The organism is Streptomyces sp. NBC_01775 (genome assembly GCF_035917675.1).
GTDB lineage: Bacteria > Actinomycetota > Actinomycetes > Streptomycetales > Streptomycetaceae > Streptomyces.
Map to the genome: position 1 here is coordinate 770,631 of NZ_CP109104.1, position 14,619 is coordinate 785,249.

A 14,619-nucleotide genomic window follows, 5' to 3' on the forward strand; every position below is an offset into this window, starting at 1 on the left:
CCGGATAAATTCCCCGCCTTCTTTCCGTACCCTCTGCTGAGCTGATGTCTGCACCCGACTCTTCCGAGAATTTCCCTACGGATATATCGAGCACGGCCTCGTCACTCACCGACACATCGCCCACCGGCCCTTCGCGGCACTTCGTCGTGATCGGCGGCGACATGGCCCGCAGGGTCTGCGGCTCCCTACAGGCGACGGGGCACCTGGTGAAGCACCTGGCCCAGCCCACGGACGAGGAGTTGCGCGGCGCGCTGCACGACGATGTGGCAGGCGCCGCGGTGCTCCTCGACGACGACGCCGAGTCGCTGCGCTACGCGCTGGCCGTGGAGCACATCCGCCCCAGCCTGCGGCTGGTGGTATCGATCTTCGACCGTACGGTCGGGGAGCAGCTCGTCCGCTACGTGCCCAACTGTCGCGTCACCTCGCCCGCCGACGTCGCCGCCCCGGTGCTCCTCGCCGCCTGCCTCCAGCCCGGCCTCCTCGCCCTCACACACACCAGCGGCGGTCACGCCGGCATCTCCTGGAACGGGGACGACGGCAGCGTCCGCCGGGAGCCGTACCGGACGCCGCGCTCACTGACGTACCAGGCACGGATCGGCAAGATCCGCGGCCAGTTCCGTCCGCATGACGGCAGTTCACGGATCATGCTCACGGGCATCGCAGGCCTGTTCGCCGTGCTGTTGTCGGACTGGACCTTGCTGGTGACCTTCCATCACCGCCCGCCGGTGGAAGCCCTGTTCGATGCGACGCGCACGGTCGCCACGGTGGGCCCGGTCTCCGCACACGGAGAGGGCCTCGCCTATCCCGTGTTCGCGATCGTCGCGATGCTCATCACCCTCGTCTTCACCGCCGTTTTCACCGCGGGCATGGTCGACCGCCTGCTGGCGCCGCGCTCGGTCGGCATCGTCGGCCCGCGGGCCCAGCCCCGGGCCGGTCACGTGGTGGTCGTGGGGCTCGGGCAGGTGGGACTGCGGCTGTGCACCCGGCTCCAGGAACTGGGCGTCGGAGTCGTCGCCGTCGAACGGAATCCGGCTGCCCCGAATCTGCGCCTTGCCAAGGCACTTGGCGTGCCCGTTGTCGTGGCGGACGCCAAGGACAGGTTCGTGCTCCGCGAACTCGGCCTCGGCAAGGCCCAGGCCCTGGCCGCCGTGGCTTCCGACGATCTGGACAATATCGCGGTGAGCGTGACGGCCCGGGCGGTTGCCCCCGAGCTACACGTGGTCATGCGCGCCGGGGACCACGAGGCCATCGAGGAGACCCGCTCGCTGTTCCGGATCGGCCAGGTCCACGACCTCGGCAGCCTCACCTCGGCGTACACCACCGCCGGGCTCACCGGCATGCGGCCACAGGGCGTACTGGCCCACGATAAACGCCTCCTGGTGGAGCTGCCGGACGGGGAATTCATCACCTGGCCACACGCCGAACGGTGCGACCACCCGTAAGGCCGGGGCCCGGTTGCGCGGTCCCGGTCCGCCCCTGAACCACCTGGCGACGCGTCGGGACAGCGGCCGACGGCCGCCTCGTCGATCACGACGCGGTGGTGGTGGGTCTTGCCCACGTCGATGCCGGCCCGGATCGCGGCCAGGTCCTCCTCCCGGCTGCGGTCGAGGTGCTGCTCCAGCCGGGCTTCCTCGCTGGGCGGCGACGTGGCACGTCCGTTCCCGCACCACGAAGCGCAAGAGGGCCGAGGTAAGAGCTACAGAGCGCGTGGCGGTGCGCGATTGTCCGGAAACCCGGGCGGGACGGAAATCCCTCTTTCCTGTCCTGACCGGTGATGAGAACCGACGCGCGTGAATCTCTTACCGAGACCAGGGAGGGGACTGTCCACCAGGCGGCCCCGAGTGCGGAGGTGGAGTCCGGCCAGGCAGACGGCCGCGGTCTGCTGTGTCACCGCGGTGCGTGCTCGAAGGGGGTACCTCCCCGCGCGAGCGAAGCCGAGAGCTTGGGGGCGCGGGCCGGGCGTCGCGGCAGGGCGAACGTGGCCTGTCGGGTCACCAGCGTGTGGCGAGCCGCTCCAGCAGGGCGGCGCTCCGTGCCAGCAACGCCCGTTCCTCATCCGTGAGTTCGGCCTCGATGGCCTGCGCGAGCCAACCGGCCCTGCGACCGCGCTCCGCTTCGAGCGCGGCGCGGCCCGCGTCCGACAGCTCGACCAGCGACTTGCGGCCGTCCGTGGGGTGTGCCCGGCGCGTGATCAGGTTCTGTTCCATGAGCAGCCCCACCGCGCGGGTCATCGACTGGGGGCGTACGCGCTGATCGGCGGCGAGGTCGCTGGTGGTCATGGCGCCGTCGCGGTCGAGTGCACCGAGCACCGCGACCTGGCCCAGCGGGATGCGGTCCTCGTGTTTGACGCGTCGGGTGAGCTTGCCCATCGCGGTGCGCAGTTCGGCGGCGATGGCGGCGGCTTCCGAGGTGGGCATAGGGCATTTTACCCCGTTGGTCAGCAATGCTGTGCACCTGGCCTGCACAGCAATGCTGTACAGCAAAACTGATCAGCTTGGCTGTATGGTTTGACGTTGTCGGGCTCAGCGCCAACGGTGTCGCAGCCGGGGCCACGGCACACGACAACGGGAAGGAACTCCCATGTCCGCAAAGGCAGTCGAAACCGTCAACGCCGCCATCGAGACCGTCACCGCCCGCCGGATCATCGACAGCCGGGGCAACCCCACGGTCGAGGTCGACGTCGCCCTGACGGACGGGTCCCTGGGGCGCGCGGCTGTCCCCTCCGGCGCCTCCACCGGTGCCCGGGAGGCCGTGGAACTGCGCGACGGAGACTCCGCGCGCTGGCACGGCAAGGGCGTCGACCGCGCGGTGGCCCATGTCAACGGGGAGATCGCGGCGTCCGTGCGCGGCCGGGACGCGGCGGACCAGGCAGGTCTCGACGCCGCGCTGGTCGCCCTCGACGGCAGCGCCACGAAGTCTCGACTCGGCGCCAACGCGATCCTCGGCGTCTCCCTCGCCGCCGCCAAGGCCGCCGCGGCGGCCCACCGCCAGCCCCTCTACCGCTACCTCGGCGGCGCCGACGCCCGCCTCCTGCCGCTGCCGATGATGAACATCGTCAACGGCGGTGCCCACGCCGACAATCCGCTGGATTTCCAGGAGTTCATGATCGCGCCCTTGGGCGCGGACACTTTCGCCGAAGCCGTCCGCATGGGCAGCGAGGTCTTCCACACCCTGCGCCGCGATCTGCTGGCCGCCGGGCACTCCACGGGCGTCGGCGACGAGGGTGGCTTCGCGCCCGCGCTGCGTACCGCTGAGGAGGCGCTCGACTTCGTGATAGCCGCCATCGAGCGCACCGGCTACCGCCCCGGCACGGACATCGGCCTGATCATGGACCCGGCGTCGTCGGAGTTCTTCCGCGACGGGGTGTACGACTACGCGGGCGAGGGCGTGCGCCGCACCCCGTCCGAGAACGCCGACTACCTGGCCAAGCTCATCGACGCCTACCCGGTCGTCTCCATCGAGGACCCGATGGCGGAGAACGACCTGGAGGGCTGGCGCGAGCTGACCGCCCGCGTCGGCGACCGCTGTCAGCTCACCGGCGACGACGTCTTCTGCACCAACGAGACGCTGCTGCGCGAGGGCATCCGCACCGGCGTCGGCAACTCGGTTCTGGTCAAGGTCAATCAGATCGGGACCCTGACCGAGGCGCTGTCCGCGGTGGCCACGGCCCACCAGGCGGGCTGGACGGCTGTCATGTCGCACCGCTCGGGCGAGACGGAGGACACCACCATCGCGGATCTGGCGGTGGCGACCGGCTGCGGTCAGATCAAGACCGGCTCGCTCTCCCGCTCCGACCGCACCGCGAAGTACAACCAACTGATCCGGATCGAAGAGGAGTTGGGCGACTCGGCGCGCTTCGCGGGCCGCTCCGCACTGCGTCGGGCGTGAACAGCAGGCAGAGGTAGAGACCAAGCGGGCCCCTCGTTCACGACCGGGGCCCGCTCGCGTGCCGGGGGACTTTGTCAGGTCAGCCGGCGGCGGATCCACCAGGTGCAGAATCCGGTCAGGGCCAGGGCGAGGGCGAGGTAGAGCCCGGTCTCGGCCGCTTGCAGGGCCCAGAAGTTGTCGGCGGGCTGGTAGGTGACCTGTTGTCGGTAGCCGGCCTTGGTGAGGGTGGCGGCGCAGTCCGACATGGAGGAGCAGTCGGTGAGCGATGCCGGCAGGGCGGTTGAATGACCGGAGGCGTTGACGGTCTGTTCGGACAGGACCCAGGCGCCCGGCTGACCGAAGTCCACCTCGCGCACGGCGTCGACACCGATGTTCACCGGCTTGGCCTCGGTGAAGGACAAGGTGGCATCGACGGCGGGGGCCAGGTGGAGCCGGACCCACAGGGGCGTGGCGATCTGGACGGCGGCGAAGGTCGCCAGGGTGGCGGCCATCGCGGGCACGGTGCGCCGGATGAGCGCCCCCAGGGTTACGCCGAGGATGAAGGCGAAGGCGGCGTAGCCGATCGGGACGATGCCGCGCCCGCCGAAGACCAGGGGATCGATGCGTGGGTAGAAGGGGTCCGCGCCCGCTCCGCCACTGTTGACGGCCTGGTCGATCGGGCCGCTCCACCAGGTCACCGCCAGGGTGGTCAGTGCGGCGGCGACCATGGTGGCCACGCCGGTGAGGATCAGTTTGGTGGCGAGCCAGCGGGTGCGGGTGAGCTCGCGTGTGATGAGCGGCGCCTGCCGAAGTCCAGGTGATCGGCGACGCTCAGGGCGGCGTAGGTCGGGGCGTCCTGGGCGACGAAGCCGACCTTGGCCAGCTGTTCCACGCCTCCGGCGGGACGGCAGCCGCACACCTCGATGGTGCCGGCCGTCGGAGTCAGCATGCCGGAGGCCAGGTTCAACAGGGTGGACTTGCCTGCTCCGTTGGGGCCGACCAGGCCCACCACCCGGCCGGCCGGCACGTCCAGGTCGCAGTTCTGCAGCGCCCAGCGCTGCTTGTACCTCTTGCCCAGGCCCTGGGCACGCAAGACGGCGCTCACGCCACGTCCTCTCCGGCCGCGCCACGAAAGGTGTTCATGAACAGCGCCTCGATGCTCTCCTCATCCAGCCCGGCCAGGCGGGCCTTGGTCAGCCAGCGCTCCAGGTCCTTGCGCAGCGGTCCGTGCGCGGCCAGCGTGGCGTCGGCCAGCGTCCGGGTCACGAACGTCCCCACGCCCGGGCGGGCGGCCACCAGGCCGTCGTGCTCCAGCTCGCGGTACGCCTTCAGAACGGTGTTCGGGTTGACCGCCATCTGCTTCGCCACATCCTTGACCGTCGGCAGCCGGTCCCCCTCCTTCAGCAGACCCAGGCGCAGCGCATGACGCACTGCTGGACCAGCTGCTGGTACGGAGACAGGCCGGACCGGCCGTTCAGGTGGAACTCAATCACCGGTTCCTGGTCTCGCTGAGGACCGGGGCGGGCAGGTCGCCGGCGAACGCGAGCAGGGCGGTGTCACGGCCCGGGTGGGCAGACAGGCCGTGGCTGCGAAGCTTGCGGGCGAGGGTGGCGGCGGAGTGGCGCGTTCCTGCCGCGTAGCCGGGGAAGAGCCGTGCGGTGCGTGGGGTGACGCTCAGCCCGACACGGCCCCCATCGGGTACCGCTCCTGGATGAGAGCACTGAGCTCTGCTCGGACGGTCTCCAACTTGTCAGCGGTAACGGTCATCTCGTGCCGCACCCTTGAAAGCCGTCCGTCTCCCCGCCTGCTGTTGATGACCTCATTGAGCTCGGCGTGGTGGCTGTCCACCCAGGCCACCCGTGCTTCAACGGCTCTGTCGAACTCGCTCAGCAGGTCGGGGCAGTAGACGTGCATCATGCTGCGCAGATTACGGCGAGCGGCTTGGCGGCGTCTTGTCCCGCTCCATTTCTGGGCGAGGGGCGCAGAGGGTGACATCAGGGCATCGATTTCGCGTCGAGTGCGCCGAGCAAGGGTGCGTCGGGCAAAGGAGCGCCGGAAAGGTACGGGGCCGGCGTAATGGTTGCTGTGGGGGTGTGCGGCCTTGGCCAGGTGAGGCTGATCGGTAAGGATCAGCTCCACCACTTTGCTCGTGCTTCTTGCCGCCTCGCACCATTCTCGCAAGATCTCGTGTAACTCGATCAGCCCTTCATGCATGTTCGGCAACGATGGTGTGCCTGATGCCTGATTCACAACGCCGCGCAGCACGCTGCTACTGGCCCTGACGACAGCAGCCGCCTCCGGTGCCACCATGGCGAGCCCCGCTCTCAGTGTCTGTGTGGATGCTCAAGGATGCCCAGCCTCATGATGGTGAGCAAGGTCGTGAGGAATAGTCAGACCCGTGGATCGGCGTGCCAGGCTCTTCTTCCCGCCTGCCGTGTTGCTGACCACGCTGATCTTCGCCACCGTCTTGGCCATGGTGAAGCCCTGGGGCCGCATCCGGGGAGGCCGGACACGGCGGGGATGAATTTCGCCGTGGTTTCCAGTCTGTATCCACACACCCGGTCAACCACATTCAAGGAGAACATCATGACCGCTGGCTACACCTTCGACGTCTTTTCCAGCCTCGACGGCTACGGCGCCGCCAGCGGCAGCTGGACCGGCTACTGGGGCAAGCAGGGCCCCGAGCTGCTCGACCACCGCCTCGCCCTGTACGACGAGGAGCAGCGGATGGTCTTCGGAGCCAACACGTATCGGGCGTTCGCGCGGATGCTGGCCACGAGCACCGAGGAGTCCGACGTGCGTGACCCATGGGTCACGCGGATGAGGAGCCTGCCGGCAACGGTGGTGTCGACCACGCTGGAAGGGCCCCTCGACTGGCCGGATGCGAATCTCGTGAGCGGTGACGCCGTCGACATCGTCGCCCGGCTCAAGGAGGAGTCCGACGTGCCGTTGCGCTCGCACGGCAGTCTGTCGATGAACCGGGCGCTGATGGCCGCCGGTCTGGTCGACCGCGTCCAGGTGACGCTCTTCCCTGTGATCACCGGTCGGACCGGAGTGGACCCGATCTTCCAGGGTGCGGCCGACTTCGACCTCGAGCTGATCGAGCGCCGGACGCTCGACGGTCACATCCAAGAACTCATCTACCGGCCCACCCTGCATGTCTGAGTCCATCCGAGCACCCCACCCTGGCAAGCAGCCGAACCTGGCCACGGCTACGGCGCTTTGACCGACACTTCGAAGCGGCTGTCCGCGGCCGGGATGGACTGGCACAAAGCCGCATGTGAAAACGACCCCGCCCGGGTGTCCGGCAGGCTCAGAATTGAGGTATCGCTCAAGCCTCAAAGGCTCCTGTCGGCCTTCCACATGGACGTCTGCCGTCAGCGTGAATTCTCCCCATGCCGACACCCTCAGTTCGAACTCTGTTGCCCGGTCCGTGACGACACGATCCGGCTCGGGGAAGGTCGGATGAAGGTGGTGAACGATCTCCTGGACCGAGGGCCGCCCGCAGCTGTGGGAGACGGTCGTAGACCTGCCGCGCCGACCGGGGGCGCTGTCCGCGATCGCGTCGCAGAAGCTCGGCGACGAGCGCGGTCACTCCAGGCCGCAGGTCAGAGCGGAGCACGTCCAGGCGGGGGGCTTCTTCTTCATCTTTGCGCCGGATGACCGCCGGCCAGTTGTGACCGGTGAAGGGAGGTCGGCCGGCGAGCAGGGCGAACAGCACCCCGCAGAGTGCATACAGGTCGGAGCGTTCATCCCCGCGCTCGGCGAGGAATTGTTCGGGCGCGCCGTACTCCACGGTGCCGGCAGGTTCCAGCTGGGAGGAGCGCGCCACGGAGAACGCGGTCCGTCTGCTCGACGCGCTCGGTTCGGCCGACTTGGCAGGGCGCCTCGACGGCCCGGCTCAGGGGGCCTGCCAGGACCCAGACCGCGTGCAGCATCAGCAGGGAGCCGGCCCGCGCCGGGCCTCGGGGCTACAACGTCCGGGAGTCGAGGCCCCGTGGGCCGGTTCAGCTTCCCCGAGGAGCCCGCGCTCCCCCAGCCCTTGTTGCTTCCGCTCCCGCTGCGCGCTGGAGTGCGGACAACTCGGCGACAAGCCTGAGCGCAGCGGCCTTCGAGCCGGCGGTCCCGGCGTGTCACGCCGGCTCCTCCATGCGGCGGGCGACGCCCAGACGTTCGGCCGCTACGCGGTGTCCACGGCCCCGGTGAGGGCGTCGGCCACCGACGACGAGGTCAGCGCGCCGCCGCCATGCCGACGGCCTCGGCCGGCTCGCTGACCGAGCAGGGGCCCGGTGTGCTGCGGTCGGTCTAGTGCCCCTCCCGGCAAGCTTTGCCCCGTCGCGCCGCCCGGCACGCACCGCACTCCCCCAAGCTCTCCGAGCAGGGGGTGCCCCCAGCCGCGTTGGCCAAAAGCCCTGGTAGCTCCTTCCCCAAGCTCTCAACTTCTCCCCCGGCCTTCCCCCAGAGCAGGGGAGACCCCGATCAAGGACTTCCGGCCGCCTTGCGACCGCACGCTCCCCCACGCTCGGCCCCGCTCGCGCGGGCGGTGCCCCCACGACGACGCTCCTTCCGGGCAAACATTGCCGGTCACGGCACTAGCCATGGTTCGCCGCGCCGTAGCGCAACCCGTCATAGAGGATCGTGGCGATGCGTACCGCGTCGTCCTTCCAACCGTTGGCACGCATCCCGCAGATGCCACCGAGGGCGCGCAGGACGATGCGTCCGCTGATGCCACTGCGGACGACGCCGGCCGCAACGCCCGCGGCGAGCAGTTCGTCCAGGGCACGGGCCATCTCGTCGCGTGTGTCGTCGAAGACCGGCGAGTCGGTCGCCATGATGCTCTCCAGCACTTCACCCATCCCTCTGCCGACTGCCGCGTGCTCCACGAGCAGCAGCAAGAAGGCGCGCAGGGCTTCGTCCGGAGCCTGTTGGGCGAGCAGCCGGGCGGGGGCTTCGCAGAGCTCGGCGACCTCTTGGCGGTAGACCTCGGCGACGAGCGCTTCGCGCGTTTCGAAGTGGCGGTAGAGCGTGCCAACAGCCACGCCGGCCCGACGGGCGATCTCCTCCACATGGGCGTCGTCGGCGGCGAGGAACGCTTCACGCGCCGCGGCCAGAAGGGCTTCGCGGTTGCGGCGGGCATCGGCGCGCAGCGGACGTGATGACGGCAACAGTCCTCCATAAGGTGAGCCAGACTCCGCTTATGTGTACAGTTCCGGAGCCAGGTTCACTTTACTCAAGGAGTACGCCCATGACGGTCGAGGACGAGAGGCTTGACGGCCTGCGAGTACTGGTGACCGGCGGTAGCCGAGGGCTGGGGAAAGCGACGGCCCGCCGCTTCGCCGCTGCCGGCGCCACCGTGCTGACGGCCTCGCGCACCGCGCCCCCGGAAGACCTGCCTGCCACCTTCATCCCCGCCGACCTGCGGTCCGAGGAGGGAGTGCGGGAACTGGGGCGGCGCGTGCTGGACAGCGTCGGGGGCGTTGATGTCCTGGTGAACAACGCGGGAGCCACGACCGGACCGATACCGACCCTGGAGCGGTCCGACGCGTCCTGGCTCGCCGACCTGGAGATGAACCTGCTCTCCGCGGTCCGTCTCGACCGTGCTCTGGTCCCGGGGATGGTCGAGCGCGGTTCCGGCGTCGTGGTGCACGTCTCCTCCATCGCCAGCCACCTCCCCCAGCCTGCCGACGCCTCGTACGCGGCATCGAAGGCGGCGCTCAACGCCTACAGCCGCGAGCTGGCGACGGCGATGGGAGAGCACGGCGTACGGGTGGTGTGCGTTCTGCCGGGCTTCGTCGTCACCGAGGGAGCGGCCAACCACCTCCAGCAGAGGGCCGACAGCCAGGGCATCGGCGTCGACGAGGTCAAGCAGCAGATCGTGGACCACCTGAAGCCGCCGATGGGGCGCCCCGGCGAGCCCGAGGACGTCGCCGAGATGATCGCGTTCCTCGCCTCCGGCCGCGCCAAATGGCTCACCGGCGCCCAGTTCCGGGTCGACGGCGGCATCATCCCCACGGTCTGAGCCGCGCCCCCACGAACACGGAACGGAGCATCACCATGAACTTCAGCCTGATGTCACTGATCGTGGACGCCGCGGACCTGGAGAGCGAGAGCTCGTTCTGGCACCGGCTGCTCGGCGGCTCGATCACGAGGACGGCAGCACACCACTTTCTGCGGGCCGACGGCCTCCCCGTGATCGTGATCCAGCACGCTCCGGGACATGCGCCGCCGCAGTGGCCCGACGGCACTCCCCAGCAGCTGCACTTCGACCTCGCCACCGACGACATGGCGGTCGCGGACGAGCGGGTGCTTGACGGCGGCGGCCGACGGCTGCGGCCGACGGACGACGTCGTCGCCTCCGCCCAGCAGGGCTCCCGGGTGTACGCCAGCCCCGCCGGACACCCCTTCTGCCTCCGCTCAGCCTGACCCGCCGGACGAGCCCGCAGGGTCGTTCAGGGCCTGCGGCCGTGGAAGGTGCGGCGCAGGTCGCTCACCCAGGCGTCGGGGTTCTCCCAGGGGATGAAGTGGCCGCCGTGGTCGTGGGCGTTGACGTTGACGTGGTTGAACGAATCGGCCAGCGGGCCGGTCTTGAAGGCCCGGACGCGCTCGTCGGCGGTGTGGATGCCGGGCGGGTTCTCGTACGTGACGAAGGTGAGGCCGGCCGGGGCCTGCACGACCGGGGTGCGGTCGTGGGCTGGGGCCCAGGGGTAGCGGTTGGCGTTGGCGTAGTAACGCATCGAGGTGGCGATGGAGTTGTTCACCCAGTAGATCGTGGCGTGGGTGAGCAGGTCGTCCTTGGTGAAGACGGACTCGACGTCGCCGCCGTTGTCGCTCCAGCCGTTCCAGCGCTCCAGCAGCCAGGCGAGCAGTCCGGCGGGTGAGTCGCTCAGCCCGTGGGCCAGGGTGGCGCCGTCGAGCATGTGCGCGGCGAGGTGGGACGCGAAGTGGTGGTCCAGCTCGATGATGCGGTCGCGGACGTCGGCGGGCTGGTCGTCGGTGAGGGGCCGATTCCGGGCGAAGTCCCAGGCGCGGGGACCGGTGAAGAAGTCGAGCGGCAGCCCGGAGCCGATGTGGATGCCGTACAGCTCGTCGGCGTACTTGTGGCCGAGCTGGCTGGAGACGATCCCGCCGATGTCGCAGCCCCCGGCGGCGTACTTCTCGTATCCCAGGGTCTCGGTCATCAGCGTGTGCCAGAGGTCGGAGACCTTCCAGAAGTTGACGTCCGAAAAGCCGGTGAGCGGGCCGGGGAAACCGAAGCCGGGCAGGGACGGCACGATGACGTCGAACGCGTCGGCGGGGTCACCGCCGAACGCGGCCGGGTCGGCGAGCGGGTCGATCACCTTCGACCAGTGCCAGAACGTCCACGGCCAGCCGTGGGTGAGGATCAACGGGATCGGGCGGGGGCCGCGGCCGGGCTTGCGCATGAAGTGCACCGGGACACCGGCGACGCTCACCTCGTAGTGCTCGTAGGCGTTGATGGCGGCCTCGGCCTCGCGCCAGTCGTAGCCGTCCCGCCAGTAGGCGACCAGCTCACGGAGATAGCTGTCCGGGACGCCGTAGGACCAGTCCCCGTTCCCCTCGTCCAGCGGCGGCCGGGTCAGTGCGAGACGGGTGCGCAGGTCATCGAGGACCTCGTCCGGCACATGGATCGGGGTGGGCTCCAGGGGGAAGGCGTGCGGGGTGGTCATGGCATGGTTCCTCACTGGGTGTGGGCAGCGGTGCCGTCGGCCTGTTGGGGGGGGTCGGCGGCCCGGCGTCACCGACAACGACATGCTGTCCATGGCCCTCCAGCTCCGCAACCAGGATATGAGCCTGCGCGACACCGCAGAGCGCCTCGTCATCACCACGGGCACGAGGATTGGGAACGCTCGCTCGACGATGTCCGGCTGGAACACCAGGCGGATTCCATTCGACCAGTCCGCGCACGCCGGAGGAAGATGTCCGCGATGTCAGGACCGGCCGGCTGGATGGCCGGGGGCCGCTCGTAACGGGTGGCGGCGCGCCGGCCCGCTTCTCAGGCGCGCCGGCCCGCTTCTCAGCTGATGGTGACGACGCGCGCCCAGGGCGGCGGAGTGTCCGGGACGTAGTCGGGGTTCTCCTCGTCCGCGGCGCGGGTGGGACGGGGGAAGAGACCGACGACGGTCCGGCAGGGCGGCTGCGCGGAGGGCCACGGTGTCTGACCGTCCGTCAGGGCAACGATCACGTCCGGGCGTGGCCCGGAGCGGAGCGCTCGGGCGAAGCCGGAGCGCAGATCCGTTCCCCCGCCGCCGACCAGCTCGATGTTCTCGGCGCGGCAGAGCGGGACAGCGACTCCGGCCGCCGCGTCGCAGGAGATCACCGAGACCAGGTCGCGCCGCCCGCCCACCGTCCGTGAGATCGCCGCCACCTCCAGCAGCGCGCTGCCCAGCTCGGCGTCACTCACCGACCCGGAGGTGTCAATCACGACGCAGACCCGGGGCGGTGTGCGGCGCAGGCTCGGCAGCAGCACACCGGGGACACCGGCCGAGCGCCGGGACGGACGCCGGTAGCTGTGGTCCTCGCCCACCCCCGGCGCACTCGCCGCCGAGCGGATCGCCGCTCCCAGCAGCTGCCGCCACGGCTGCGGTGGACGGAACGCCTCGTCAGCCCATCGGCGCCACCCCTCCGGCGCGTCGCCCGGCCGGCCCTTGATCCCCTCCGCGACCCGGAAGCGGACCGCGTCCCGCTGCTGCCTGCTCAGCCCGTGCGCCCCGTCGGGCCCCAGCTCCCACGGCCGGACCTGCCCGTCGGCGCCACTTCCGCAGTCCAGCCAGGCCAGGTCCGCGGCGAGCCCGGACATCGACGCCGTCCGCAGGTACTCCTCCATCAGCAACCCGTCGGGCAGCCGCAACAGCGACGGCAGTACCGCCCCCTCGGGCTGGGGCAGACCGTCACCGTAGATGTCGTCGTTGATCTCGAAGTCGGCGGCGATGTTCCGCCGCAGCCTCCCCCCGCCTTCGCCCGGGGGGACCCCTCCCTCGCCCGGCCCGTGCTCCTCGTGCGCCCGCGCGTACCGCTCGCCCCGCCCATGGTGGTCCCGGAGCAGATGGGAGACCTCGTGCACCCAGACCCCCGCCAGCTCCTCCACCGGGGTGCGCGCCACGAAGCCGGGGGAAACGTAGCAGCGCCAGTGCGCGTCCACCGCCATCGTCGGCACGGACCGGTCCTCCACCACGTGCAGCGCGAAGAGCGCGTCGGCCAGGTAGGGACGGACCTTCACCGCGTGCAGCCGGGCGGCCAGCAACTTCTCCATGTCCAGCGGAAGTCCGGACCGGCCGGCCCGCCCGTCGGAGCCGGACAGCGGCCTCGGCACGGCGGCCCGCACCGGGCGCGGCGGGGCGGGCCGGGACATCGGGCGCGGCAGCGGGCGCGGGCCCGGGCGTTTCGCGGGCCCCGTCATCGGCGCGCACCCGTCGCAGGCCCGGCGTCGGCCGCCGCCGCGGCCCGCCCGACCGACCGGTCCGCCCGCCGGGCGAGGCCGACCACCCCGGCCAGCCGCTCCAGCGCCTCCGGCACCTCCCAGTCGTCGCGCCGCAGCGCGGACAGCGCCGTCGCCGGGGCGACCAGCAGGTCCGGGGTGCCGGTCTCCAACGCCCGGACCAGCACCGCCCAGCCCGCCTCCCACCTCTCCCGCTCCGGCCGCGCCCCGACGGCGGCCACCACCGCCTCCAGCGCGGCCTGACGCAGATCGCCGCGCGCCGGCAGCTCGGCGGAGGCCGGATCGGCCAGCAGCGACTCCGGGTCGGGCAGGTCCATCCGGTCCAGATGGGCGAGGAGTTCGAGCCCCGGCCCGTCCCCCACCGCGCCCCGCACCAGCAGCGCCAGCACCTCCCGGGAGACGGAGGCCGCCGTGCCGAAGGCCAGCAGGGTCAACGCGGACTCCCAGCTCCGGGGCGAGGGCCAGGCACCGCCGCGCCGCGTCTCGGTGCTCGGCAGCCGATGGATCAGCGTCGGCCGGACTTCCAGGAAGCCGCAGAGCGCACGCCGGGCGAAAGCCACCGCCTCCGCAAGCCGCTCCGGCACCAGCCGGGGCAGCTCAGCGCGGGGCCAGACTCCGCCCAGCCCGCGCACCACCACCTCCTGGTCGTGCACCCAGTGCAGATGCACGAACCGGTTGGCCAGCGGCGGGCTCAGCTCCCATCCGTCCGCCGCCGAAGCGCGCGGATTGGCGGCGGCCACGATCCGCACCCCCGGAGGCAGTCGCAGCGCACCGACCCTCCGCTCCAGGACGACCCGGAGCAGCGCGGCCTGGACGGCCGGAGTGGCGGTGGAGAGCTCGTCCAGGAAGAGCAGCCCCCGCCCGGCGCGCACGAGCTCCACGGCCCACTGCGGCGGCGCCATCGGCACCCCCTCCACCGCCGGGTCGTCCCCCACGATGGGCAGCCCGGAGAAGTCGGACGGCTCGTGGACGCTGGCGATCACGGTCGTCAGCGGCAGATCGAGGGAGGCGGCGAGCTGCGTCAGGGCCGCGGTCTTGCCGATACCCGGCTCGCCCCAGAGCAGCACGGGCAGGTCGGCCGCGACAGCCAGGGTGAGCGCTTCGAGCTGCTCGTCGGGGCGCGGCTCGGTGGTGGTCGTCCGCAGGCGGGTCAGAAGGTCATCGGCGAGGGCAAGGTGAGTGCCGGTTCCGGATGAGCCGGCGGGAATGGGCGCGGGCGTGCCGGTGGCCGGGACGGGGGCAGGGGCAGAGGCAGAGGCAGAGGCAGGGCGAAGGGTGCTGGTGGTCATGGGCATCAC

General features: G+C 70.8%; 13 protein-coding genes and 2 pseudogenes. 5 read left to right on the forward strand and 10 right to left on the reverse strand.

Annotated elements, in window-relative coordinates; genetic code table 11:
• Positions 1 to 44 precede the first annotated feature (44 nt).
• Positions 45 to 1,442, forward strand: coding sequence for an NAD(P)-binding protein (locus OHB04_RS03730; RefSeq protein WP_326686231.1), 1,398 nt, complete (start codon positions 45 to 47; stop codon positions 1,440 to 1,442).
• A gap of 549 nt (positions 1,443 to 1,991) precedes the next feature.
• Here the strand turns inward: OHB04_RS03730 and OHB04_RS03735 are convergent.
• On the reverse strand, positions 1,992 to 2,417 hold the full coding sequence (locus OHB04_RS03735) for a MarR family winged helix-turn-helix transcriptional regulator (RefSeq protein ID WP_326686232.1): 426 nt from the start codon (positions 2,415 to 2,417) through the stop codon (positions 1,992 to 1,994).
• A 163-nt stretch (positions 2,418 to 2,580) separates the two neighbouring features.
• Here OHB04_RS03735 and eno point away from each other — a divergent pair, with 163 nt between their 5' ends.
• A complete protein-coding gene (gene eno / locus OHB04_RS03740) occupies positions 2,581 to 3,888 on the forward strand; it encodes a phosphopyruvate hydratase (RefSeq protein WP_326686233.1) in 1,308 nt (435 codons plus the stop codon).
• 74 nt (positions 3,889 to 3,962) lie between these two features.
• Here the strand turns inward: eno and OHB04_RS03745 are convergent, their stop codons facing one another.
• The 4 genes and pseudogenes from OHB04_RS03745 to OHB04_RS03760 form a co-directional block, all read right to left on the reverse strand.
• The gene (locus OHB04_RS03745; protein ID WP_326806797.1) at positions 3,963 to 4,604 is read right to left on the reverse strand and encodes a hypothetical protein; all 642 of its coding nucleotides are present in this window, start codon (positions 4,602 to 4,604) and stop codon (positions 3,963 to 3,965) included.
• Positions 4,605 to 4,615: 11 nt separating this feature from the next.
• Positions 4,616 to 4,972 (reverse strand): ATP-binding cassette domain-containing protein, encoded by a 357-nt coding sequence (locus OHB04_RS03750; RefSeq protein ID WP_326806798.1) that lies wholly within the window; start codon positions 4,970 to 4,972, stop codon positions 4,616 to 4,618.
• Positions 4,969 to 5,360: pseudogene (locus OHB04_RS03755) on the reverse strand (GntR family transcriptional regulator). Before OHB04_RS03755 ends, OHB04_RS03750 begins: the two are co-directional and overlap by 4 nt.
• A gap of 181 nt (positions 5,361 to 5,541) precedes the next feature.
• Positions 5,542 to 6,177, reverse strand: a complete 636-nt coding sequence (locus OHB04_RS03760) for a hypothetical protein (protein WP_326806799.1) — start codon at positions 6,175 to 6,177, stop codon at positions 5,542 to 5,544.
• Between the two features lie 276 nt (positions 6,178 to 6,453).
• Between OHB04_RS03760 and OHB04_RS03765 the strand changes: the two genes are divergently transcribed.
• The gene (locus OHB04_RS03765) at positions 6,454 to 7,032 is read left to right on the forward strand and encodes a dihydrofolate reductase family protein (RefSeq protein WP_326806800.1); all 579 of its coding nucleotides are present in this window, start codon (positions 6,454 to 6,456) and stop codon (positions 7,030 to 7,032) included.
• A gap of 165 nt (positions 7,033 to 7,197) precedes the next feature.
• Here OHB04_RS03765 and OHB04_RS41700 read toward each other — a convergent pair.
• Both OHB04_RS41700 and OHB04_RS03770 read right to left on the reverse strand, forming a co-directional pair.
• A pseudogene (locus tag OHB04_RS41700) lies at positions 7,198 to 7,428 on the reverse strand (pYEATS domain-containing protein); the annotation flags it as partial.
• A gap of 1,031 nt (positions 7,429 to 8,459) precedes the next feature.
• Entirely contained in the window at positions 8,460 to 9,032 is a 573-nt protein-coding gene (locus OHB04_RS03770; protein WP_326806801.1) for a TetR/AcrR family transcriptional regulator, read from the reverse strand.
• 80 nt (positions 9,033 to 9,112) lie between these two features.
• Between OHB04_RS03770 and OHB04_RS03775 the strand changes: the two genes are divergently transcribed.
• Positions 9,113 to 9,886, forward strand: coding sequence for an SDR family oxidoreductase (locus OHB04_RS03775; RefSeq protein ID WP_326686240.1), 774 nt, complete (start codon positions 9,113 to 9,115; stop codon positions 9,884 to 9,886).
• Positions 9,887 to 9,921: 35 nt separating this feature from the next.
• Entirely contained in the window at positions 9,922 to 10,290 is a 369-nt protein-coding gene (locus OHB04_RS03780) for a VOC family protein (protein ID WP_326686241.1), read from the forward strand.
• A 26-nt stretch (positions 10,291 to 10,316) separates the two neighbouring features.
• On the opposite strand, the gene OHB04_RS03785 is transcribed toward OHB04_RS03780, so the two are convergent.
• The 3 genes from OHB04_RS03785 to OHB04_RS03795 all read right to left on the reverse strand — a co-directional run bounded on the left by OHB04_RS03785 (position 10,317) and on the right by OHB04_RS03795 (position 14,616).
• Entirely contained in the window at positions 10,317 to 11,552 is a 1,236-nt protein-coding gene (locus tag OHB04_RS03785) for an epoxide hydrolase family protein (RefSeq protein ID WP_326686242.1), read from the reverse strand.
• Between the two features lie 347 nt (positions 11,553 to 11,899).
• Complete coding sequence (locus tag OHB04_RS03790) at positions 11,900 to 13,135, reverse strand: vWA domain-containing protein (protein ID WP_442815074.1); 1,236 nt, start codon at positions 13,133 to 13,135, stop codon at positions 11,900 to 11,902.
• 143 nt (positions 13,136 to 13,278) lie between these two features.
• The gene (locus OHB04_RS03795) at positions 13,279 to 14,616 is read right to left on the reverse strand and encodes an AAA family ATPase (protein WP_442815075.1); all 1,338 of its coding nucleotides are present in this window, start codon (positions 14,614 to 14,616) and stop codon (positions 13,279 to 13,281) included.
• Positions 14,617 to 14,619 lie beyond the last annotated feature (3 nt).